Consider the following 20,381-nt stretch of genomic DNA (forward strand, 5'->3'; position numbering starts at 1 on the left):
GGAGACTAGTTCAAGCGCCGGGTGCGCTCGACCTTGAACGACCAGTCGGACTGGCCGCCGATGCCGATCTGCATCGGCCGCGGCAGCTGGGTGGTGTCGAGCTGGTAGCTGAACTCGACATAGTGCTTGCCATCGTCGAGCTGGGAGGCATCGACCAGCTTCCAGTTCACGCTGCGCGTGACGGCGGTCAGCGCGTCGGGCAGGCTGTCGTAGTGCTGGCTCAGGCCGCCATAGGTGACGCGGTACTTGCGCGTCAGCGGCTGGAAGGCGAGGCGCCAGGTGCGCGTGGCCTGCGCCAGGCGCTTGTCGGCCCAGTACCAGCGGTCACGGAACACCTCGGCCTGTGCGACGAAGAAGAGCGGCACGCCTTTTTGCAACGCTTCCTCGATGGGCTTGGAGAGCTCGAAGCGGGCCGCGAAGCTCAGCGCCAAGCCTTCGTCGCTGCGGGTCAGCTCGAAGCTGTCGAGGGTGACGGGCTCGGCCTGGGCACTGCCCACCGCCAGGCTCAGGGCCAGCGCGGCCAGCACCGCGCCGCCCGCATGGCGCACCCAGCCGACGAGCGACCGGATCCAGGCAGGCAACGGCGAAGAAACGGTGCGGGAAGGTCGTGCGCAGAGCAAAAGTCAGGAAGCCTCGGTCAGGAAGCTTTGGCCAGCAGAGCGTAGAAAAAGCCGTCTGGCGATGCACCTGAAGCGGGCGCCGCGCCGTTGCCCGAATTGTCGGGCAGCGGCAGCAGGTGGCCGGGTGCGGTGGGCTGCAGCGAGGCTTCTGCGGGGCCTCGGCGTTGCAAAAAAGCGTCGATCACCTGCTGGCCTTCGGCCTTGAACACCGAGCATGTGCAGTAAAGCAAGCGCCCACTCGGCTTGAGCAGCGGCCACAGCGCGTCGAGCAACTCGCCCTGGGTGCGGGCCAGGGCGGGGATGTCGCTGTCGCGGCGCAGCCAGCGCACGTCGGGGTGGCGGCGCACGATGCCGGACGCGCTGCAGGGGGCATCGAGCAGGATCGCGTCGAAGGGTCGGCCGTCCCACCAGTCGGCGGGGCGGCGGGCGTCGGCGGCGACGCTGCGGGCCTGGAGGCCAAGGCGGCGCAGGGTGTCGTGGACACGCTCCAGGCGCACCGGGTCGGCGTCGAGCGCGAGCACGTCGAGGTCGGCCAACTCCAGCAGGTGCGCCGTCTTGCCGCCGGGGGCCGCACAGGCGTCGAGCACACGCGCGCCGGGCGGCAGTCCGTCGCCAATCAGCAGCGGCGCGGCGAGCTGGGCGGCGGTGTCTTGCACCGACACGTCGCCCTCGGCAAAGCCGGGCAACTGCTGCACCGGCACCGGCGAGGCCAGCACCAGGCCCTGCGCTCCGGCCGGTTGCGACGCGATGCCCGCCTGCCGCAGACGCTCGCGGTAGGCCTCGACCGACCCGCGGCGGGTGTTGACCCGAAGCGCCATCGGCGGGTGGTGGTTGTTGGCGTCGAGCACCGCCTGCCAGTGCTCAGGCCAGTCGGCGCGCAGCCGGTCGATCCACCAGCGCGGGTGGTTGTGGTGGGCCACCGGGTCGGCCTGGGCGGCGGCCACGAGCGTGTCGCGCTCACGCAGGAACCGCCGCAGCACCGCATTGATGAAGGGCGCGCTGGACTGCGAGCGGCGCTTGGCCGCCTCCACCGCCTGGTCGACCACCGTGTGGGGCTCGTAGCGGGCGCCGTCTTGCGCGTCGGGCCACAGGAGCGCGAGCGCGGTCAGCAGCAGCGCATCGACCGGCGGCGAAGGCGTCTTCGGCGCCAGCCGAGCGCGGATCGCCTGCGCCGCACCGAGCCGGCGCAGCACTTCGAACGACAAAGCCTGCACGCCGGGCCGGGCCTCGTGGGGGCAGCGCGCCAAGGCGTCGTTGAGGGAGCGGCCGGCACGCACGGCCTGCACCGCGTCGGCCGTGTGGGAGATGAGCTGGGAGAGTGGGAGGGACTTCACCCGCCGAGTCTACGGGCGGGGTTTGGCTCTGCTAACTGAAGATCTTTCCAGGGTTCATGATGTTCTTCGGGTCGAGTGCGCGCTTCAGCGTCTTCATCATCGAGACAGCGCCCTCGCCCGTTTCCTCGACCAGGAAGCCCATCTTGTGCAGGCCCACGCCGTGCTCGCCGGTGCAGGTGCCACCCACCTTCAGCGCACGCTGCACGAGCTGATGGTTCAGCTGCTCGGCCAGCTCACGTTCCGCCGGCACGTTCGGGTCGACGAGGTAACCCATGTGGAAGTTGCCATCGCCCACGTGGCCGACGAGGAAGTACGACAGGCCGCTCGCGTCGACCTCGGCCACGCTCTCGTTGATGCAATCGGCCAGCCGCGAGATGGGCACGCAGGTGTCGGTGGTGACGGCGCGGCAACCCGGCTTGGTCTGCAAGGCCGAGAGGTAGGCGTGGTGGCGCGCCGCCCACAGCCGTGTGCGCGCCTCCGGCGTCGTGGCCCATTCGAAACCCTGGCCACCCAGCTCGTCGGCAATCGCCTGCACGGTGGCCGACTGCTCGGCGACGCCGGCCTCGCTGCCGTGGAACTCCATCAGCAGCATCGGCGCTTCGGTGAGGCCGAGCTTGTCGCGCAGGTTGACGGCGCGCACCGTGTTCGCATCGAGCAACTCGCAGCGCGCGATGGGCACGCCGAGCTGGATGATCTGGATCGTGGTGCGCACGGCCGCGTCCACGCTCGGGAAGGTGCACACCGCCGCCAGCACCGCCTCGGGCAGCGGGTACAGGCGCAGCGTGATCTCGGTCATCACCCCGAGCGTGCCTTCGCTGCCCACCATCAGCCGCGTGAGGTCGTAGCCGGCGCTCGACTTGCGCGCACGCGTGCCGGCGCGGATCACCTCGCCCTGCGGCGTGACGACGGTCAGGCCCAGCACGTTCTCGCGCATCGTGCCGTAGCGCACGGCGTTGGTGCCGCTGGCGCGTGTGGCGGTCATGCCGCCGAGGCTCGCATCGGCGCCGGGGTCGATGGGGAAGAACAGGCCGCTGTGGCGGATCTCGTTGTTGAGCTGAGTGCGGGTCACGCCCGGCTGCACGGTGACCGTGAGGTCGTCGGGCTCGAGCGACACGATCTTCTGCATGCGCGACAGGTCGATGCTCACCCCGCCTTGCACCGCCAGCAGATGCCCTTCGAGCGAAGAGCCCACGCCGAACGGAATGACCGGCACCGCATGCGCATCGGCCTGCTGCACGACGAAGGCCACGTCTTCCGTGCTCTCGCAATAGACGACGAGGTCGGGCGGCGCCACGTCGAACGGCGACTCGTCGCGGCCGTGCTGCTCGCGCACCGCGAGCGCCGCCGAACAACGCTCGCCGAAACGCGCTTTCAGGGCCTCGTGCATCGCCGCGGGCACCGGACGCCGCTCCATCGGGGGCAGCACATGGGAAGGAAGCGGGGCGTTCACAGGCAGGCTCCAACGGCAGATCGAACACGATCGGATCTGCAATTCTGCGCTTCCGCAGAAAAAGCGACCCCTAGAATCCGCCCGCAAACCAATGCCATGCGCGGGGAGGCGCTGACGCAACGTGGCTGCTGAGCACCAGGCCGTGTCACTCGACACGCTGTACACCGCCGAAACACCCGAGGGCATCGCGCTGTCGCTGCGCCCTGCCGGCGCCGCCGCCCGGGCGCTGGCCTACATGGTCGACCTGGGCGTGCGCTTCGGTCTCTTCATGGTGGTGTCGATCGCCGCCATCCCGCTCGGCGGCATGGGCCAGGGCTTGCTGCTCGTGAGCTACTTCCTGCTGGAGTGGTTCTACCCGGTGTTCTTCGAGCTCACCGGCTCGGGCGCGACGCCGGGCAAGCGCATGTTCGGCCTGCAGGTGGTGATGGACTCGGGCCTGCCCGTCACACCCGCCGCCGCCCTCACGCGCAACCTGCTGCGCGCGGCCGACTTCTTCCCCTTCCTCTACGCGAGCGGCTTGCTCACGATGCTGCTGCGGCGCGACTTCAAGCGCATGGGCGACCTCGCCGCCGGCACGCTGGTGGTCTACGCCGACACCGTGGCCCTGCACGGCCAACTGCCCGATGCCGCCGCCACCGCCCCGACCCGCGCCCTGGCCCCGCGCGAGCAGGCCGCCATCGTGGCCTGGGCCGGGCGCGCCAAGCGGCTGACCCCGGCCCGGCTCGACGAGCTGGCGCAACTCGCGCGCTCGGTCACACCCGGCCAGGGCGGCGACGCCACCGGCCGGCTGCTGGGCGTGGCGCAGTGGCTGGTCGGCAACCGCCACGACCCGCGCCGCACCGGAGAGCGCCCATGACCCCCCGCCTCTTCGAAGCGCAGAACGGCCCGCTGTGGGACGAGCTCGAGCAAGCGCTCGACCGCGCCGAAAAGCGCCCTCGCGACAAGAGCCAGGACAAGGAGAAGAAGGCCGCCAAGCCCGCCGGCAAACCCAAGCCGCTCGACGGCGCGCGCCTGGCCGAGTTGTACCGCCGCGCGTGCGAGCACCTGGCGCTGTCGCAGGCGCGCGCCTACCCGATCCACCTCACGCAGCGGCTGGAGTCGCTCACGCAGCGCGCGCACCGCCTCATCTACCGCCGCCACGACTACGGCGTGGCGCGCCTGCGCCAGCTGGTGTTGATCGACTTCCCGCAGGCCGTGCGGCAGCAGCGCTGGTACCTGCTCGCCGCCACCCTGCTCTTCGTGGTGCCGGCGATCGCGATGGGGCTGGCCTGCTACTTCGACCCGGGTTTCATCCTGCACATCGCCAGCGCCGAGCAGGCGCAGGAGTTCGACCAGATGTACAGCGGCAGCGAGCGCGCCCTCGGCCGCACCCGCACCGCGTCGACCGACTGGCAGATGTTCGGCTACTACGTGATGCACAACATCGGCATCGGCTTCCAGTGTTTTGCGGGCGGACTCTTCCTCGGCATCGGCAGCGTGTTCTTCATCCTCTTCAACGGGGTCTTCCTCGGCGCGGTGGCCGGCTACCTCACCGGGCGCGGGCACGTCGAGAACTTCTGGTCCTTCGTCGTCACGCACGGCGCGTTCGAACTCACCGCCATCGTGCTCGCGGGGGCCGCCGGCCTGCAACTCGGCCACGCGCTGCTCGCACCCGGCCGCCACACGCGGCTGCAGGCGCTGCGCCGGGCGGCGTCGGAGGCCATCGTGATCGTCTACGGCGTGATCGGCATGCTGGTCATCGCGGCGGCGATCGAGGCCTTCTGGTCGTCGGCCCGCTGGGTGCTGCCCGAGGTGAAGTACGGCGTGGGTGGGGCGTGCTGGCTCTTCGTCTTCGCGTACCTCGGCTGGCAAGGCCGCCCGGCACGCGTGTCGCCGTCGCCCGCGAGGAGCGTGCATGCGGGTTGACGCGATCGCGGTCGAGCTGCGGCCGCGCCCCATGTGGGAAGCGACCGACCTCGGCGTGCGCCTGGTGCAGGCGAACGCCCGCTCCATCTGGCGCACCTGGGCGCCGGTGTACGCCGTCTTCGCAATCCTCGCGCTGGCGACGGTGGAGATCTCGCCCTGGCTGCCCAGCTTCCTCATCTTCTGGTTCAAGCCCTGGATGGACCGCAGCATCCTCTTCGTGCTGTCGCGCGCGGTCTTCGGGCAGCCGACGCGTTTCGCCGACCTGTGGGCCGAGCGGCGCAGCGTGTGGGGCGGGCAGCTCCTCACCACGCTGCTGTGGCGCCGCTTCTCGCCGTGGCGCGCCTTCACGCAGCCGATCTACCAACTCGAAGGCCAGCGCGGCAAGGCACGGCGCCAGCGCCGCAAGCAGCTGCTGCGGCAGCAGCAGGGGGCGGCCGGCGGCATGCACTTCGCCTTCGCCAACATCGAAGCCTCGCTCACCTTCGGCGCCCTCGCGCTGGCGCTCTGGTTCGCGCCCGAGCAGATGCGTGGCGACATCTTCGACTGGCTCGTCGGCCGCGGCGAAGGCAGCGAGGTGCTGGCCTCGCTGTGCACCGCGAGCGTCTACGCCGGCATCGTCTTGCTGCTGGAGCCGTTCTACGTGGGGGCGGGCTTCGCGATGTACCTGAACCGGCGTGTGCAGCTCGAAGCGTGGGACATCGAGCAGGAGTTCCGCCGTGCGTTCTGAGGCCGCTACCCTGCTCGTGAGCCTCGCGCTGCTGGCTGGCCCGGCGCAGGCCGCCGCCGAGGCCGCGTCCGCCCCGGCCCAGCCCGTCACCCGCGAGCAGGTGAACCGCGAGGTCGAGGCGCTGCGGCAAGACCCGAACCTCGCGGGCAAGCGCAAGGAAAAAACCCTGCGCTTCAAGGACCGCGGCGACGCGAAGAAGAAGCCACCCGACGCGAAGAACGACGGCACCTGGGCCTGGCTGCGTGACTTCGCCCGCTGGCTGACCGAAGCCGGCCGGGTGGCGGTGTGGGTGGTGGCGGCGGTGCTGGTGGCGCTCTTGCTGGTCGGCCTGCGGCACTGGATGCGGGTGCGCGCCGGGGCGGTGAAGGGCAGCACCGCCGGGCCCTTGCCCAGCCATGTGCGCGACCTCGACATCCGCCCCGAGAGCTTGCCCGAGCGCATCGGCGAGGCCGCGGCCGCGTTGTGGCAGAAGGGTGAACACCGCGCCGCGCTCTCGCTGCTGTACCGCGGCGCCTTGTCGCGGCTGGTGCACCAGCACCAGGTGCCGATCCGCGCCGCCAGCACCGAGGGCGAATGCCTGGCGCTGGCCGCACGCCGGCTCCCGCCGGAGCGCAGTGCGTATTTCGGCCGCCTGGTGCAGGCCTGGCAGGTTGCCGTCTATGGCGCGCGGCTGCCGGAGGACGCGAGCGTGATCGCGCTGTGCCGCGAGTTCGACGAGCAGCTGCGCCGCACGGGGGCGCCGGCATGACCGAGAACCAGCGCACCTGGGTTTTGCGTGGCCTGATGGCGGCCATGCTGCTGGGGCTCGTCGCCTGGCTGGCCTCGTGCACCGAGTGGGCCGAGGTCGAAGTGCCCACACCACCGCGCGGCGAGGCAGCGCGCAACCGCCACTACGCCGCGCAGGAGCTGCTGCGCCGTGTGGGCGCCACGGTGGCGAAGCCGGCGAACCTGTCGCAACTGCCGCCCGCAGGCGCCACGCTGCTGTTGACCTCGTGGCACTGGGACATCTTCCCCGAGCGTGCGCAGCGCCTGCGGCAGTGGGTGGAAGCGGGCGGGCACCTCGTGATCTTCAGCGACAACCTCCAGCAGAAACAGCTCAAGGGCTGGCTGCCGGTGAAGCCGCTGGAGCCGCCGCGGCGCAAGAAGCGGGACGAAGACGCACAAGACGATGCGGACGCTGACGCCCCGGACGACGACGATGACCGCGACGACAGCGAAGAAGAGACCGCCGAGCCGATCCAGAAGGCGGTGCTGCAGCGGCTCAAGATGCCCTGCCACGACACCGCGGAGCCGGCCTCCGTCGCACCCCACTACCCCGGCAGCGCACGCCACTACAAGCTCTGCGGCTTCGTCTACTCGGGCTGGAAGTTGGAGCCGGCGGGGCCGGCGCTGTGGTCCATCGACGGGCGCGACGGCCCGCTGCTGCTGCGCGTGGCCAAGGGCCGCGGCACGGTGACCGTCATCAAGCCGATGGGCCTGCTCGACAACGAACGGGTGCTGCAATCCGACAACGGCCTGGCCACCGTGGCCACGCTGCAGGCGCGGCCCGGCGCGGTGGTGTGGTTCGTCACCGAAGAAGCGCGCCCGTCGCTGCTGGCCTGGCTGTGGCAGGAGGCGGCCGCGGTGCTGCTCTTCGCCGCGGCAGCGCTCGTCTTCGCCCTCTGGCGTGGCGCCCGCCGCTTCGGCCCGCTGGCCGCCATCGCCGCCCACAGCCGCCGCTCGATGGCCGAGCAGATCTCGGGCACCGCGCAATTCCTGCGCAAGCAAGGGCCCGACGCGCTGCTCGCGGCGCAGATCCGTGCGCTCGATGCCGCCGCGCGCAACCACATCCGCCTCTACGACACGCTCGACCGCGGCCAGCGCGCCGCCGCCATTGCGAAGCACACCGGCCAGGACGCCGCCGCGCTCACCTCGGCGCTCGACAAGAGCCTCGCCCGCAAGCGCCACGACCTGCCCGCCACGCTCGAACTGCTCGAAACCGCACGCCGCCTGCTCGTGCAGAAGAAGACTCCCGTTCCACGCTCATCGAAGAAAGACTGAGGACCTCCATGCAACTCAAACCCACGGACCTCGAACGCGCCGCCGGCCTGCTCAACGAACTGCGCAACGAGGTGGGCAAGGCGGTGGTCGGGCAGTCGCAGGCGGTCGGGCAGATCCTGGTCGCACTGGTCGCCTCGGGCCACGTGCTGATCGAAGGCGTGCCCGGCCTGGGCAAGACGCTGCTGGTGCGCTCGCTGGCGAAGGCGATGTCGCTGCAGTACGCGCGGGTGCAGTTCACGCCCGACCTGATGCCGTCCGACATCACCGGCCATGCGGTGCTCGACGCACGCGGCGGGGATGTCAACTCGGCCAACTCGCTCGGCACGCTGCGCGTGCACCGCGGGCCGGTGTTCACCAACCTGCTGCTGGCCGACGAGATCAACCGCGCGCCGGCCAAGACGCAGGCCTCGCTGCTCGAGGTGATGCAGGAGTACCAGGTCACGCTCGAAGGGCAGACACATGCGCTGCCGCGGCCCTTCATGGTGCTCGCGACGCAGAACCCCATCGACACCGAAGGCACCTACCCGCTGCCCGAGGCGCAGCTCGACCGCTTCCTCTTCAAGATCGACATCGGCTACCCGCCGCACGACGAAGAGACCGCCATCGTCAAACGCACCACCGAGCAGCAGACGGGCGACCAGTTCCCGCTCGAAGGCGTGGCCGCGCGCGTCGACGAACGATCGGTGCTCACGCTGCAGCGCATGGTCTCGTTCATCCGCGCCGACGACAAGGTGATCGACTACGCGGTGCGCCTCGTGCGCGCCACGCGCAGCTGGCCCGGCCTGGCCACCGGCGCCGGCCCGCGCGCGGCCATCGCGCTGGTGCGCGCAGCGCGTGCCACGGCGCTGATGCAGAGCCGCGACTTCGTGACGCCCGACGACATCAAGCTGCACGCCCTGCCGGCCCTGCGCCACCGGGTGCTGCTGGCTCCGGACGCGCAGCTCGAAGGGCGCAGCGTGGGCGAGTTGCTGGAAGGTGTGCTCGACAGCGTCGAGGCGCCTCGGCTCTGAGCTCCATGCTCGCCCTGATCCCCAGCCGCGCGTCGGTGCTGGCCCTGGCCGGCGCCGCGATCGTGGGCGCGGCGGCCTTGCTGCTCGGCGCCCCGCTCGCGGCGGTGAGCCTCGCCTGCGGCGCGCTCGCGCTGGCGGCGGTGCTGTGGGTCGCAGCCGACCTTGCGCTCACGCTGCGCGCCTGGCGGCGCACGCCATTGCGCACGGCGCGAGCGCTGCCCGACGCGCTCGCACTCGGCGTGCCGCGCGTGCTCAAGCTCACGCTGGTGAATGACAGCGCGCTGCGCTGGAAGGTGGCGGTGTTCGACGAAGTCGACCCGCAGCTGAGCTTCGATGGCCTGCCGCAGCAGGTGAGCCTGCCGGCGAAGAAAAAACTCGAGCTGCAGTACAGCGTGACACCGCAGCGGCGCGGCCCGGTGCACCTGGGCGCCACCCAGCTGCGGCTGCGCTCGCGCGGCGGCAGCTTCGAGCTGCTGCGCACCGTGGGCGAAGCGCAGCGCCTGCACGTCTACCCCAACTTCGCCGCCGTGGCGCGCTACGCCTGGCTGGCCGGCGACCGGCGCCTGGCGAGCATCGGCATCAAGACCTACCCCAAGCGCGGCATGGGGACGGACTTCAAGCAGCTGGCCGACTACCGCCCCGGCGACCCGATCCGCCACATCGACTGGAAAGCCACCATGAGGCACGGCAAGCCCATCGTGCGCGAGTTCCAGGACGAACGCGACCAGCGTGTGATCTTCCTGCTCGACTGCGGCCGGCGCATGCGTGCCGACGAAGGCGCGTCGCTTGAGCACCGCAGCCGCGACGGCAGCCACTTCGACCAGGCGCTCAACGCGCTGATGCTGCTGAGCTACGTGGCCCTGAAGGAAGGCGACGAGGTGGGCGCCATCACCTTCGGCCATGCGCCGGGCCAGGGCCGCCGCTTCGCGCCGCGCAAGGGCAGCGCCACGCTCAACGCGCTGATGGCACGCCTCTACGACGTAGAGCCGAGCGCCACCCACTCCGACTACCTCGCGGCAGCCGAAGAGCTGCTCAAGGTGCAGCCCAAGCGGGCCCTGGTCATCATGCTCACCAACTTCCGCGACGAAGACGCCGCCGAGCTGACGCCTGCGCTCAAGCTGCTGCGCAGCCGCCACCTCGTGCTGGTGGCCAGCCTGCGCGAGCGGGTGTTGCGCAAGCTGGCCACCCAGCCCATCGTGGCCGACCAGCACGCCATCGAGGTGGCCACCGCGCACCTCTTCACCCAGGCGCGCGGCGATGCGTTTGCGCGCACGACCGGGCACGATGCGCTGTCGGTCGACGTGGAGCCCGATGCGCTGGCGGTGGCGCTCGTCAACCGTTACCACGCGGTCAAACGCGCCGGGTTGCTGTAGCCACGCGCGCTGGCTACGATGCGCCGGCACCGCCCTCGCGGTGCATCCAATCACACATCAAGGAGGGAGAGCCCATGTCAGCCGTCAACCCATTCAACCCGCCGCTCGCCGAGGTCGCCGACGTCGCCCCGGCCACCACCGGGTATTCCACCCCCAAGGCCTGGTCGGCCAGCGGCCGCCTGGGGCGGTTGCGCTACCTCGCCTACATCAGCGTGGCGACCCTGGTGCTCTACGCCGCGCTCGGCGTGATGGGCCTCCTGATCGCCACCGGCTCGATGGTCGCGGGGGTCGTGCTCGCCGTGGTGGCCTACGTCGCCTACATCGTGCTGACCGTGCTGCTGCTCATCCAGCGCTCGCACGACATGGACTGGAGCGGCTGGAGCGTGCTGCTGGCGTTCATTCCGCTGGCGGCGCTGATCTGGCTCTTCAAGGCCGGCAGCCCCGGCGCCAACCGCTTCGGCAACCCGCCGCCGCCCAACCCGACGAGCGTGAAGGTGCTGGGCCTCGGTTTCCCGGTGATCGGCATCGTGGTCGGCATCCTCGCGGCCATCGCCATGCCGGCTTACCAGGACTACACCGAGCGCGCGAAGGCCGCCCAGCAGCAGATGCAGCAACAGGCCGCACCGGCCGGCCAGCAGCAGTAAGCATGGCCAACCGCCTCTCGCAGATCGCCACCCGCACCGGCGACGACGGCACCACCGGCCTCGGCGACGGCACGCGGGTGCCCAAGAGCCACGGGCGCATCGCCGCACTCGGCGACGTCGACGAGCTCAACTCGCACATCGGCGTGCTGCTGGCGGAGCCGCTGCCCGACGACGTGCGCGAGCTGCTGGTGGTGATTCAGCACGAGCTCTTCAACCTGGGCGGCGAGATGTCGATCCCAGGCTACGAGCTTTTGAAAGCCGAGGCGGTGCTGCGGCTCGACGAGGCGCTGGCGCACTACAACGCGACGCTGCCGCGCCTGAAGGAGTTCATCCTCCCGGCCGGCACGCGCAGCGCGGCCATCGCGCATGTGTGCCGCACGGTGGCGCGGCGCGCCGAGCGCTCGGTGGTCACGTTGGCGGCGAGCGAGACGGTGCGCCCCGAGCCGCGCCAGTACCTCAATCGTTTGAGCGACCTGCTCTTCGTGCTCGCCCGTGTGCTCAACCGCGCCAACCTCGATGGGTTGGGCGGGGACGACGTCTACTGGAAGAGCGAGCGCTTGGCTCGCGATTCCGAGTAGACGCTGTCTTTCTCAGCCCCGGCGCGCTTTCACCGCGCTGCTGAGCACGTTCAGCACTTCGAGCGAATCGTCCCAGCCGATGCATGCATCGGTGATGCTCTGGCCGTAGGCGAGCTTGGACGGATCGTCCTTGCCCGCGCTGAACTTCTGCGCGCCGGCCTTGAGGTGGCTCTCGACCATCACGCCGAAGATGCGGCGTGAGCCGTGCGCGATCTGCGAGGCGATGTCTTTCGCCACGTCGATCTGGCGCTCGTGCTGCTTGCTGCTGTTGGCGTGCGAGCAGTCGACCATCAGCGTGCCGGGCAGCTTGGCCGCTTCGAGGTCCTTGCAGGCGGCCTCGACGCTCGCCGCGTCGTAGTTGGGCGCCTTGCCGCCACGCAGGATCACGTGGCAGTCCTTGTTGCCCTTGGTCTCGACGATGGCGACCTGTCCGTTCTTGTGCACCGACAGGAAGTGGTGCGGGCGGGCGGCGGCCTGGATGGCGTCTGTTGCGATGCGGATGTTGCCGTCGGTGCCGTTCTTGAAGCCGATGGGCGCCGAGATGCCCGAGGCCAGCTCGCGGTGCACCTGGCTCTCGGTGGTGCGGGCGCCGATGGCGCCCCAGCTGATGAGGTCGCCGATGTACTGCGGCGAGATCACGTCGAGGAACTCGCTGCCAGCCGGCACGCCCAGGCGGTTGATCTCGGTCAGCAACTGGCGCGCGATGCGCAGGCCTTCATCGATGCGGTAGCTCTCGTCGAGGTACGGGTCGTTGATCAAGCCCTTCCAGCCAACAGTGGTGCGCGGCTTCTCGAAGTAGACGCGCATCACGACTTCCAGCGTGTCGGCGTACTTCTCACGCTGCTCCTTCAGGCGGCGGGCGTAGTCGACGGCGGCGGCCGGGTCGTGGATGGAGCAGGGGCCGATGATGACGAGCAGGCGGTCGTCCTGGCCCGACATGATGTTGCGCACGCGCTGGCGCGTCTCGGCGATCAGCGATTCGGCGGCCGTGCCACGGATGGGGAAGAAGCGCACCAGGTGCTCGGGGGGCGGAAGGGGCATCACGTCCTTGATCCTTTCATCGTCGGTCTGGCCGGTCTTGTCGACGGGCGCATACCAACCCTCCGCGGCGCTGCTGGACTTGGCGTTCATTCGAGTTCTCCTCGTTCGTGGTGGCTGTGTGGCAGGGGCAAAAAAAAACCGCCGGAGTCTCCGGCGGTTTGGTGAGCGGTTGCGTTTGGTTTTGACCTACGCGCTTGCCTCTCCTCCGCCGGTGCGGTGCGAGAACCAAAAGTAGGCAAAGAAAAAGCTGGCGAAACGCATGGGCCGCAATGTAGCACGGGGCTCACTGGATCCGTCAAGCGCGCAGTTTTCGACGACTTGCGCTGCGTCATGCAGGTGAGCGAGCAGTAACGAATTGTGAACCGTGCGCTAGTTCCTATCCCGTGAACCAGGGGGTCCATAGCATGGTTTCACCTGATGGCGCACCCGATGGTGCCGCCGCCCGGCCACAACAGCTCTACCCAACACGAGGGAACCGACATGAACCGCACCGCCTTCTTCCGCCGTTTCAGCATGGCCCTGGCAACGCTCACCATCGCCTCCGCCAGCATCGCGAGCGAAGACGCTCAGCTGACCTCCGCCCGCGAAGCCGCCGCCTCTGATGCCCAAGTCGCCGTGCAACTGCAGAACTGGCTCGACCAGCGCGACATCGCCCTCACCGCCCAGGCCGATGGCCTGATCACCAACGACATGCGCGCCGCGGCAGCCGAGTACGCGGTGACCCAATTGGTCGAGGCCGATGGCCTCGTCAGCGCCCAGCTGCAGGAATCGGTGGCGGCACAACTCGCCGCCGCCGACGGCCTGGTGGTCGACCACGCCGAATTCGCGGTCAACCTGCCGGCCGCACGCCCTGCCCCGATCGTGGTGGCCGGCGGTCGCTGACTGCCCTGGGGCGGGGCTTTACTCGGTCCCGCCCACCGTCAGCCGGTCGATGCGCAGCGTCGGCTGGCCGACGCCCACCGGCACGCTCTGCCCTTCCTTGCCGCAGACGCCCACGCCGGTGTCGAGCTTCATGTCGTTGCCGATGGCGCTGACGCGGGTGAGCGCGTCGGGTCCGTTGCCGATGATGGTCGCGCCCTTCACCGGGTACTGGATCTTGCCGTTCTCGACCCAGAAGGCTTCCGACGCCGAGAACACGAACTTCCCGCTCGTGATGTCGACCTGACCACCGCCGAAGTTGGTGGCATAGAGGCCGCGCTTGAGGCCGGCGATGATTTCTTCCTTCGTCTTGTCGCCACCCAGCATGTAGGTGTTGGTCATGCGCGGCATCGGGACAGCGGCGTAGCTCTCGCGCCGGCCGTTGCCCGTGGGCGCGACTCCCATGAGCCGCGCGTTCATCGAGTCCTGGATGTAGCCCTTCAGGATGCCGTCTTCGATCAGCACGTTGCGCTGGCTCGGGTTGCCTTCGTCGTCGACGTTGAGCGAGCCACGGCGGTCGGGAATGGTGCCGTCGTCCAGCACCGTCACACCCTTGGCGGCCACCCGCTGGCCGATGCGGCCGCTGAAGGCGCTCGAGCCCTTGCGGTTGAAGTCGCCCTCCAGCCCGTGGCCCACCGCTTCGTGCAAGAGCACGCCGGGCCAGCCGGGCCCGAGCACCACGCTCATCTCGCCCGCCTTGGCCGGGCGGGCTTCGAGGTTGGTGAGCGCGGCCTTGACGGCTTCGTTCACATAACTTTCGATGATGCTGTCGTGGAAGTAGCCGAGGCCGAAGCGCCCGCCACCGCCACCGCTGCCGACTTCGCGCCGCACCTTGCCGTCGATGGTCTGCTCGGCGATCACAGTGACCGACAGGCGCACCAGCGGGCGCACGTCGGCGGCGAGCGTGCCGTCGGCGCGTGCAACCAGCACCACGTCGTATTCGGCAGCCACGCCGGCCATCACCTGCTTGATGCGCGGGTCCTTGGCGCGGGCCAGCTTTTCCACCTTCTCCAGCAGCGCGACCTTTTGCGTGCTGTCGAGCGTGGCGATCGGGTCCATCGGCGCGTAGAGCTTGCGGCTCTCGGCGATGCGGTGGTGGCCGGTGATCTTCACCGTCTTGCTCTGCCCGGCCGCGGCGATGGTGCGCACGGTCTGCGCGGCGTCGAGCAGCGCGGCTTCGGAGATGTCATCGGAGTAGGCGAAGGCGGTCTTCTCGCCCGCCACCGCCCGCACGCCCACGCCCTGGTCGATGCCGAAGCTGCCGGATTTGACGATGCCCTCTTCCAGGCTCCAGCCTTCGCTGCGCGTGTACTGGAAGTAGAGGTCGGCGTCGTCGATGCGGTGCCTGGCGATCGTCGCGAGCGCCTTCGACAGCGTTGCATCGGTGAGCCCGAAGGGTTCCAGCAACAAGGACCTGGCCGTGGCCAGGCGCTCCAGGGTGGGTTCGCGCGAGATCATGAACTCATTGTAGGAGTCGCCCCTCGCTACGGTGTTGGGCAAAGACCCTGTCTCGTCCTCGTCGTTTCACAGTTCTTTACCTGATCGCTTGTCGGCCGCGCCGGGTGGGCGCCCGTTGTGAGCCACGTGCCGCACAACTTCCTTCAACAACCCTTCAGGAGTTCCCCATGATCAAGTTCAAGCCCGCGGCGCTGGCCGCTGCCCTCGCCATCACCAGCCTCGGTGCCTTCGCCCAAGGCGCCTCGGCTCCCGCCACCCCGCGCGTCGACAAGCGCGAAGCGAACCAGGACACCCGCATCCAGAACGGCGTGGCCTCGGGCCAGCTCAATGCGAAGGAAACCTATCGCCTGGAGCAGCAGCAAGCCCGAATCAACACCGCCGAGTCGAATGCGAAGGCCGACGGCAAGGTGACGAAGGCGGAGCGCGCCAAGCTGCACCGCATGCAGGACCGCGCCAGCGCCAACATCGCCAAGCAAAAGCACGACGGCCAAACGGCCAAGCCGTGACATGCGGGCGCGGCGGCGCCTCAGCCGCCCGCCTGCGCCTTCAGCGCCAGCGCACGCGCGTAGAGCGCGTTGCGCGGGGCGCCGGTGAGTTCGGCCGCCAGGGCCACGGCCTGCTTGAGTGGCAGGTCGGCCATCAGCACGCGCAAGGTCTTGTCGTGCTGCGCTTCGTCGGCGCTTTCGTGGCTCGGTGCGAGCGCGTGCAGCACCAGCACGAATTCGCCGCGTGAGCGGTTCGCATCCTCCGCCAGCCAGGCTGGCAGTTCGGCCGCCGAGCGCGTGTCGACCGCTTCGAACTGCTTCGTGAGTTCGCGGCACACCGTGACACGCCGCCCGGGGCATTGCATCGCCAGCCCTTGCAACAGGGCCTCGATGCGATGCGGCGCCTCGAAGAGCACCTGCGTGTCGGCCCGCGCCGCCACCGCCTCCAGCGCCTGCGCGCGCTCGCCGCCCTTGGCCGGCAGGAAGCCGACGAAGACGAACCCCTGCCCCAGCACGTCACCGGCCACGCACACCGCCGCCAGCGCACTGCTCGCGCCCGGCAGCGGAATGCAACGCCGGCCCGCCGCGCTCACCGCGGCCACCAACGCCGCCCCCGGGTCGCTCACGGCCGGCGTGCCGGCATCGCTCACATACGCCACACGCTCGCCACGCTCCAGCCGCACCAGCACCTCGCCCGCGGCTTCACGCTCGTTGTGCTCGTGCACGGCGAGCAAGGGCTTGTCGATGCCCAGGTGGCGCAACAAGGCGGCGCTGTGGCGGGTGTCTTCACAGGCCACCGCGTCGACGAGCGACAGCACATGGATGGCACGCAGGCTCATGTCGGCCAGGTTGCCGATCGGCGTGGCCACGACGTACAGCGCCCCTGCGGGATACTGCTGCGCGCCTGCCGCGGCCTGGGCCGCCTGCAGCATCAAAGAGGGAGCCATGGTCACGGTGGAGAAGAGCAGGAAGGGCGTGGGGGACGACGCCGAAGCGCGTGCGCTGCAACACCTGTTGCGGCAAGGGCTGCGGCTGGTTGAGCGCAATTATCGAGTGGCCGCCGGCCCACGGGCGCGCGGCGGCGAGGTGGACCTCATCATGCTCGATCGCGACGGCACGCTGGTGTTCGTGGAAGTGCGCGCCCGGAGCAGCCGAAGCCACGGCGGCGCCGCCGCCAGCGTGACCCACGGCAAGCAGCGTCGTGTCATCTACGCCGCGCAGCACTACCTGCAACGGCGCGCCACACCGCCGCCCTGCCGCTTCGACGTGGTGGCCCTCGACGGCGACACCCTCGAATGGTTGCGCGGCGCGTTCTTCGCCGAGTGATCGCACGGCACGCACACCTTTTGGAACCGGGCGTGCAAAACCCGTGTCATATCATCGGTGACCATGCTGGAACAACGCATCCAACAGCAATTCTTCGACAGCGCCGACCTCAAGTACGCGGCGGCCGAGATCCTGTCGCGCCCGATCGCCGATGCGGTCAACGCGGTCGTCGGCTGCATCACCGCCGGCGGCAAGGTGCTCGCCTGCGGCAACGGCGGCTCGGCGAGCGACGCCCAGCACTTCGCCGCCGAGTTCATCGGCCGCTTCGAGCGTGAACGGCCCGGCCTTGCGGCCATCGCGCTCACCACCGACAGCTCCATCCTCACCGCCGTCGGCAACGACTACAGCTTCACCGACATCTTCTCCAAGCAGGTGCAGGCGCTCGGCGCGCCCGGCGACGTGCTGCTCGCCATCACCACCAGCGGCAACTCGGCCAACGTGCTGGCGGCGGTGGAAGCGGCGCATGCGAAGGAGATGACGGTGGTGGCGCTCACCGGCCGCGGCGGCGGCAAGATGAACGAGCTGCTGACCGAAACCGATGTCCACATCTGCGTGCCGCACGACCGCACTGCGCGCGTCCAGGAAGTGCACATCCTCGCGCTGCATTGCCTGTGCGATGCGGTAGACCTGCAATTGCTCGGAGAACAGGAAAACACATGATCCGTCAGCCCATCCGGACCACCCTCGTCGTCAGCCTGCTGGCCGCCACCACCGCCCTCTCGGGCTGCGCCGCGCTGCTGGTGGGAGGGGCCGTCGTCGGCGGCTCGCTGCTGGCCACCGACCGCCGCAGCTCGGGCACGCAGCTCGACGACCAGGCCATCGAGTTCAAGGCCAACAGCCGCATCCGCGACCTGCTGGGCGACAAAGGCCACGTCAACGCGACGAGCTACAACCGCCTGCTGCTCCTGACCGGCGAAGTGCCCACCGAAGCCGATCGCACCAACCTCGAACAGGCGCTCTCGCGCATCGACAACGTGAAGTCGGTGGTCAACGAACTCGCGCCGATGTTTGCGAGCTCGCTGAGCCAGCGCTCCAACGACGCGCTCGTCACGAGCAAGGTCAAGGCCACGCTGGTGGACGCCGGCGACATCAGCTCCAACGCCTTCAAGGTGGTCACCGAGCGCGGGGTCGTCTACCTGATGGGCCGCGTGACCGAGCGCGAAGCCGATCGCGCCGTCGACCTCACCCGCAGCATCAGCGGCGTGCAGAAGGTGGTGAAGGTGCTCGAGGTCGTGTCGGAGGCCGAGCTCGCGGAGATCGACCCCAAGGCGGTCCCGAAGTCCGCCGCGGCCAAATAAGGCCCCCCCAAGTCGCTTCGCTCCTGCCCCCGAGGGGCGTGAGCATCGCGTTGCTCGCTGTCAGGTCAGGCGCTTGATGAGGCTGGAGGTGTCCCAGCGCTGGCCGCCCTGCGCCTGAACATCCGCATAGAACTGATCGACCAGTGCCGTGACCGGAAGCCGGGCGCCGTTGCGCTTGGCCTCGTCGAGCACCAGCCCCAGGTCCTTGCGCATCCAGTCGACGGCGAAGCCGAAGTCGAACTTGCCCTCGATCATCGTCGGGCCGCGGTTGTCCATCTGCCAGCTCTGCGCGGCGCCCTTGCCGATCACGCCGAGCACAACCTTCATGTCGAGGCCGGCCTTCTGGCCGAAGGCAATCGCCTCCGCCAGGCCTTGCACCAGGCCGGCGATGCAGATCTGGTTGACCATCTTCGCAAGCTGACCTGACCCGCTCTCACCCAGCAGCGTGACCGCCTTCGAGAATGCCATCGCCACGGGCTGGATGGTGGCGAAGGCCTTGGCATCGCCACCGCACATCACCGTGAGCGCGCCGTTGATGGCGCCGAGGTTGCCGCCCGACACGGGCGCATCGATGAACTGCAGGCCGCGCGATTTCGCTTCGGCACTCAGCTCGCGTGCGACCTCGGCCGACGCCGTGGTGTGGTCGACGAAGATCGCGCCTTCCTTCATGCCGCCGAAGGCACCCCGCTCGCCCACCGTCACGGCACGCAGGTCGTCATCGTTGCCCACGCAGGCGAACACGATGTCGGCACCCTTGGCGGCCGCTTCGGGTGTCGAATCGCTCGCGCCGCCGTACTCGCCCACCCACTGCGAGGCTTTCGCCGCGGTGCGGTTGTAGACCACCACGTCATGGCCGGCGCGCTTCAGGTGACCCGCCATCGGGTAGCCCATCACACCCAGGCCGAGGAATGCCACCTTCTGCGGCTTGATGGGGTCGTAGCTTCTTGTGCTCATGGGTCGGTCCTTCAAACGAAAACGGCCTCGAAGTATCGAGGCCGTTGGATGCGGGAAGCAAGGTCAAACAATGGTCAGGTGTTCGGTGCCGGCCGACAGATCGGAGCTGCGCGCCCGGTTGCTGTGCAGCTTGATCTGCAGGCGCAGGTCGTTCACCGAGTCGGCGTTGCGCAGTGCGTCTTCGTAGGTCACGAGGTGGTTCTCGTAGAGGTCGAAGAGCGCCTGGTCGAAGGTCTGCATGCCGAGCTCGCGGCTCTTCTTCATGATTTCCTTGATCTCGGCCACCTCGCCCTTGAAGATCAGGTCGCTGATCAACGGCGTGTTGAGCAGGATCTCGACCGCGGCAATGCGGCCTCGCCCTTCCTGGCGCGGCAAGAGGCGCTGCGAGATCAGGCCCTTCAGGTTGAGCGACAGGTCCATCAGCAGCTGGGCGCGGCGCTCTTCGGGGAAGAAGTTGATGATGCGGTCGAGCGCCTGGTTGGCGCTGTTGGCGTGCAGCGTGGCCATGCACAGGTGGCCGGTTTCGGCGAAGGCCACTGCGTGCTCCATGGTCTCGCGGTCGCGGATTTCACCCATCAGGATCACGTCGGGCGCCTGGCGCAGGGTGTTCTTCAGGGCCGAGAACCAGTCTTCGGTGTCGAGGCCGACCTCGCGCTGCGTCACGATGCAGTTCTTGTGCGGGTGCACGAACTCCACCGGGTCTTCGATGGTGATGATGTGGCCGTAGGAGTTCTCGTTGCGGTAGTCGATCATGGCCGCGAGCGAGGTGCTCTTGCCGGAGCCGGTGGCACCCACGAAGATAACCAGCCCGCGCTTGGTCATCGTCACGTCTTTCAGGATCTGCGGCAGGTTGAGGCTGTCGATGGTGGGGAGCGTCTGCGGAATCGTCCGCAGCACGAGGCCCACATGGCCCTGCTGCACGAAGGCGTTGACGCGGAAGCGGCCGATGCCCTGCGGCGAGATCGCGAAGTTGCATTCCTTCGTCTTCTCGAACTCGGCGGCCTGCTTGTCGTTCATCACCGAGCGGGTGAGGGCCAGCGTGTGCTGGCTCGTCAGCGGCTGCGGCGACACCTTGGTGATCTTGCCGTCGACCTTGATGGCCGGCGGGAAGTCGGCCGTGAGGAAGAGGTCGGAGCCGTTGCGGGAGATCATCAGCCGCAGCAGGTCGTTGACGAATTTCGATGCCTGGTCTCTTTCCATGGTGTCTCTTCCTCTCTTAC

Annotated in this window: 22 protein-coding genes; 14 read left to right on the plus strand and 8 right to left on the minus strand. The window is 69.2% G+C overall.

Features of this window, described 5'->3' with window-relative positions; genetic code table 11:
- Window positions 1-5 precede the first annotated feature (5 nt).
- Genes RXV79_RS24935 through RXV79_RS24945 form a run of 3 tightly spaced genes read right to left on the minus strand, consistent with a single transcriptional unit; the run spans window position 6 to window position 3,404 of the window.
- The gene (locus RXV79_RS24935; protein ID WP_316700819.1) at window positions 6-581 is read right to left on the minus strand and encodes a DUF4390 domain-containing protein; all 576 of its coding nucleotides are present in this window, start codon (window positions 579-581) and stop codon (window positions 6-8) included.
- 56 nt (window positions 582-637) lie between these two features.
- Window positions 638-1,954 (minus strand): 16S rRNA (cytosine(967)-C(5))-methyltransferase RsmB, encoded by a 1,317-nt coding sequence (rsmB, locus tag RXV79_RS24940; RefSeq protein ID WP_316700820.1) that lies wholly within the window; start codon window positions 1,952-1,954, stop codon window positions 638-640.
- A gap of 31 nt (window positions 1,955-1,985) precedes the next feature.
- Window positions 1,986-3,404 (minus strand): FAD-binding oxidoreductase, encoded by a 1,419-nt coding sequence (locus RXV79_RS24945; protein WP_316700821.1) that lies wholly within the window; start codon window positions 3,402-3,404, stop codon window positions 1,986-1,988.
- 121 nt (window positions 3,405-3,525) lie between these two features.
- On the opposite strand from RXV79_RS24945, the gene RXV79_RS24950 reads away from it, so the two are divergent.
- From RXV79_RS24950 to RXV79_RS24990, 9 genes are all read left to right on the plus strand, one after another.
- Entirely contained in the window at window positions 3,526-4,260 is a 735-nt protein-coding gene (locus RXV79_RS24950) for an RDD family protein (RefSeq protein ID WP_316700822.1), read from the plus strand.
- Window positions 4,257-5,309 (plus strand): stage II sporulation protein M, encoded by a 1,053-nt coding sequence (locus tag RXV79_RS24955; protein WP_316700823.1) that lies wholly within the window; start codon window positions 4,257-4,259, stop codon window positions 5,307-5,309. Before RXV79_RS24950 ends, RXV79_RS24955 begins: the two co-directional genes overlap by 4 nt.
- Window positions 5,299-6,036 (plus strand): hypothetical protein, encoded by a 738-nt coding sequence (locus RXV79_RS24960; RefSeq protein ID WP_316700824.1) that lies wholly within the window; start codon window positions 5,299-5,301, stop codon window positions 6,034-6,036. Before RXV79_RS24955 ends, RXV79_RS24960 begins: the two co-directional genes overlap by 11 nt.
- Window positions 6,026-6,784: a DUF4129 domain-containing protein gene (locus RXV79_RS24965; protein ID WP_316700825.1), complete on the plus strand. Its 759-nt coding sequence runs from the start codon at window positions 6,026-6,028 to the stop codon at window positions 6,782-6,784. Before RXV79_RS24960 ends, RXV79_RS24965 begins: the two co-directional genes overlap by 11 nt.
- Window positions 6,781-8,076 (plus strand): DUF4350 domain-containing protein, encoded by a 1,296-nt coding sequence (locus tag RXV79_RS24970; RefSeq protein WP_316700827.1) that lies wholly within the window; start codon window positions 6,781-6,783, stop codon window positions 8,074-8,076. Before RXV79_RS24965 ends, RXV79_RS24970 begins: the two co-directional genes overlap by 4 nt.
- An 8-nt stretch (window positions 8,077-8,084) precedes the next feature.
- The gene (locus RXV79_RS24975; protein ID WP_316700828.1) at window positions 8,085-9,086 is read left to right on the plus strand and encodes an AAA family ATPase; all 1,002 of its coding nucleotides are present in this window, start codon (window positions 8,085-8,087) and stop codon (window positions 9,084-9,086) included.
- Between the two features lie 5 nt (window positions 9,087-9,091).
- Complete coding sequence (locus RXV79_RS24980) at window positions 9,092-10,459, plus strand: DUF58 domain-containing protein (protein ID WP_316700829.1); 1,368 nt, start codon at window positions 9,092-9,094, stop codon at window positions 10,457-10,459.
- A gap of 74 nt (window positions 10,460-10,533) precedes the next feature.
- Window positions 10,534-11,103, plus strand: a complete 570-nt coding sequence (locus tag RXV79_RS24985; RefSeq protein WP_316700830.1) for a DUF805 domain-containing protein — start codon at window positions 10,534-10,536, stop codon at window positions 11,101-11,103.
- 2 nt (window positions 11,104-11,105) lie between these two features.
- Window positions 11,106-11,681 (plus strand): cob(I)yrinic acid a,c-diamide adenosyltransferase, encoded by a 576-nt coding sequence (locus RXV79_RS24990; RefSeq protein WP_316700831.1) that lies wholly within the window; start codon window positions 11,106-11,108, stop codon window positions 11,679-11,681.
- 12 nt (window positions 11,682-11,693) lie between these two features.
- On the opposite strand, the gene RXV79_RS24995 is transcribed toward RXV79_RS24990, so the two are convergent.
- The gene (locus RXV79_RS24995; protein WP_316700834.1) at window positions 11,694-12,812 is read right to left on the minus strand and encodes a 3-deoxy-7-phosphoheptulonate synthase; all 1,119 of its coding nucleotides are present in this window, start codon (window positions 12,810-12,812) and stop codon (window positions 11,694-11,696) included.
- Window positions 12,813-13,202: 390 nt separating this feature from the next.
- Between RXV79_RS24995 and RXV79_RS25000 the strand changes: the two genes are divergently transcribed.
- Window positions 13,203-13,604 (plus strand): hypothetical protein, encoded by a 402-nt coding sequence (locus RXV79_RS25000; RefSeq protein WP_316700835.1) that lies wholly within the window; start codon window positions 13,203-13,205, stop codon window positions 13,602-13,604.
- An 18-nt stretch (window positions 13,605-13,622) separates the two neighbouring features.
- Here RXV79_RS25000 and tldD read toward each other — a convergent pair whose 3' ends face one another.
- Window positions 13,623-15,098, minus strand: a complete 1,476-nt coding sequence (gene tldD, locus RXV79_RS25005) for a metalloprotease TldD (protein ID WP_316700836.1) — start codon at window positions 15,096-15,098, stop codon at window positions 13,623-13,625.
- A gap of 167 nt (window positions 15,099-15,265) precedes the next feature.
- Between tldD and RXV79_RS25010 the strand changes: the two genes are divergently transcribed.
- Window positions 15,266-15,604, plus strand: a complete 339-nt coding sequence (locus RXV79_RS25010; protein ID WP_316700838.1) for a hypothetical protein — start codon at window positions 15,266-15,268, stop codon at window positions 15,602-15,604.
- A 20-nt stretch (window positions 15,605-15,624) separates the two neighbouring features.
- Here the strand turns inward: RXV79_RS25010 and rsmI are convergent, their stop codons facing one another.
- Window positions 15,625-16,530, minus strand: coding sequence for a 16S rRNA (cytidine(1402)-2'-O)-methyltransferase (gene rsmI, locus RXV79_RS25015; protein WP_316700839.1), 906 nt, complete (start codon window positions 16,528-16,530; stop codon window positions 15,625-15,627).
- Between rsmI and RXV79_RS25020 the strand changes: the two genes are divergently transcribed.
- From RXV79_RS25020 to RXV79_RS25030, 3 genes are all read left to right on the plus strand, one after another.
- Entirely contained in the window at window positions 16,529-16,909 is a 381-nt protein-coding gene (locus RXV79_RS25020; protein WP_316700840.1) for a YraN family protein, read from the plus strand. The two genes, rsmI and RXV79_RS25020, sit on opposite strands and share 2 nt — an antisense overlap.
- 63 nt (window positions 16,910-16,972) lie before the next feature.
- Entirely contained in the window at window positions 16,973-17,569 is a 597-nt protein-coding gene (locus RXV79_RS25025; protein WP_316700841.1) for a phosphoheptose isomerase, read from the plus strand.
- The gene (locus RXV79_RS25030) at window positions 17,566-18,207 is read left to right on the plus strand and encodes a BON domain-containing protein (RefSeq protein ID WP_316700842.1); all 642 of its coding nucleotides are present in this window, start codon (window positions 17,566-17,568) and stop codon (window positions 18,205-18,207) included. The genes RXV79_RS25025 and RXV79_RS25030 overlap by 4 nt, the downstream gene beginning before the upstream one ends.
- A 60-nt stretch (window positions 18,208-18,267) precedes the next feature.
- Here the strand turns inward: RXV79_RS25030 and RXV79_RS25035 are convergent, their stop codons facing one another.
- Both RXV79_RS25035 and RXV79_RS25040 read right to left on the minus strand, forming a co-directional pair.
- On the minus strand, window positions 18,268-19,161 hold the full coding sequence (locus RXV79_RS25035) for an NAD(P)-dependent oxidoreductase (RefSeq protein ID WP_316700844.1): 894 nt from the start codon (window positions 19,159-19,161) through the stop codon (window positions 18,268-18,270).
- A gap of 63 nt (window positions 19,162-19,224) precedes the next feature.
- Entirely contained in the window at window positions 19,225-20,361 is a 1,137-nt protein-coding gene (locus RXV79_RS25040) for a PilT/PilU family type 4a pilus ATPase (RefSeq protein WP_316700845.1), read from the minus strand.
- Between the last annotated feature and the right edge of the window lie 20 nt (window positions 20,362-20,381).

Origin of the sequence: Piscinibacter gummiphilus, assembly GCF_032681285.1 — a bacterium.
Classification (GTDB): domain Bacteria; phylum Pseudomonadota; class Gammaproteobacteria; order Burkholderiales; family Burkholderiaceae_C; genus Rhizobacter; species Rhizobacter gummiphilus_A.

Coding starts and splice junctions, on each gene's coding strand:
- RXV79_RS25020 (WP_316700840.1), top strand. CDS start 16,529: ATGGTCACGGTGGAGAAGAGCAGGAAGGGCGTGGGGGACGACGCCGAA.
- RXV79_RS24980 (WP_316700829.1), top strand. CDS start 9,092: ATGCTCGCCCTGATCCCCAGCCGCGCGTCGGTGCTGGCCCTGGCCGGC.
- tldD (WP_316700836.1), bottom strand. CDS start 15,098: ATGATCTCGCGCGAACCCACCCTGGAGCGCCTGGCCACGGCCAGGTCC.
- RXV79_RS24955 (WP_316700823.1), top strand. CDS start 4,257: ATGACCCCCCGCCTCTTCGAAGCGCAGAACGGCCCGCTGTGGGACGAG.
- RXV79_RS24960 (WP_316700824.1), top strand. CDS start 5,299: ATGCGGGTTGACGCGATCGCGGTCGAGCTGCGGCCGCGCCCCATGTGG.
- RXV79_RS25025 (WP_316700841.1), top strand. CDS start 16,973: ATGCTGGAACAACGCATCCAACAGCAATTCTTCGACAGCGCCGACCTC.
- RXV79_RS25035 (WP_316700844.1), bottom strand. CDS start 19,161: ATGAGCACAAGAAGCTACGACCCCATCAAGCCGCAGAAGGTGGCATTC.
- RXV79_RS25010 (WP_316700838.1), top strand. CDS start 15,266: ATGATCAAGTTCAAGCCCGCGGCGCTGGCCGCTGCCCTCGCCATCACC.
- RXV79_RS24990 (WP_316700831.1), top strand. CDS start 11,106: ATGGCCAACCGCCTCTCGCAGATCGCCACCCGCACCGGCGACGACGGC.
- RXV79_RS24970 (WP_316700827.1), top strand. CDS start 6,781: ATGACCGAGAACCAGCGCACCTGGGTTTTGCGTGGCCTGATGGCGGCC.
- RXV79_RS25030 (WP_316700842.1), top strand. CDS start 17,566: ATGATCCGTCAGCCCATCCGGACCACCCTCGTCGTCAGCCTGCTGGCC.
- rsmI (WP_316700839.1), bottom strand. CDS start 16,530: ATGGCTCCCTCTTTGATGCTGCAGGCGGCCCAGGCCGCGGCAGGCGCG.
- RXV79_RS25000 (WP_316700835.1), top strand. CDS start 13,203: ATGAACCGCACCGCCTTCTTCCGCCGTTTCAGCATGGCCCTGGCAACG.
- RXV79_RS24985 (WP_316700830.1), top strand. CDS start 10,534: ATGTCAGCCGTCAACCCATTCAACCCGCCGCTCGCCGAGGTCGCCGAC.
- RXV79_RS25040 (WP_316700845.1), bottom strand. CDS start 20,361: ATGGAAAGAGACCAGGCATCGAAATTCGTCAACGACCTGCTGCGGCTG.
- RXV79_RS24975 (WP_316700828.1), top strand. CDS start 8,085: ATGCAACTCAAACCCACGGACCTCGAACGCGCCGCCGGCCTGCTCAAC.
- RXV79_RS24995 (WP_316700834.1), bottom strand. CDS start 12,812: ATGAACGCCAAGTCCAGCAGCGCCGCGGAGGGTTGGTATGCGCCCGTC.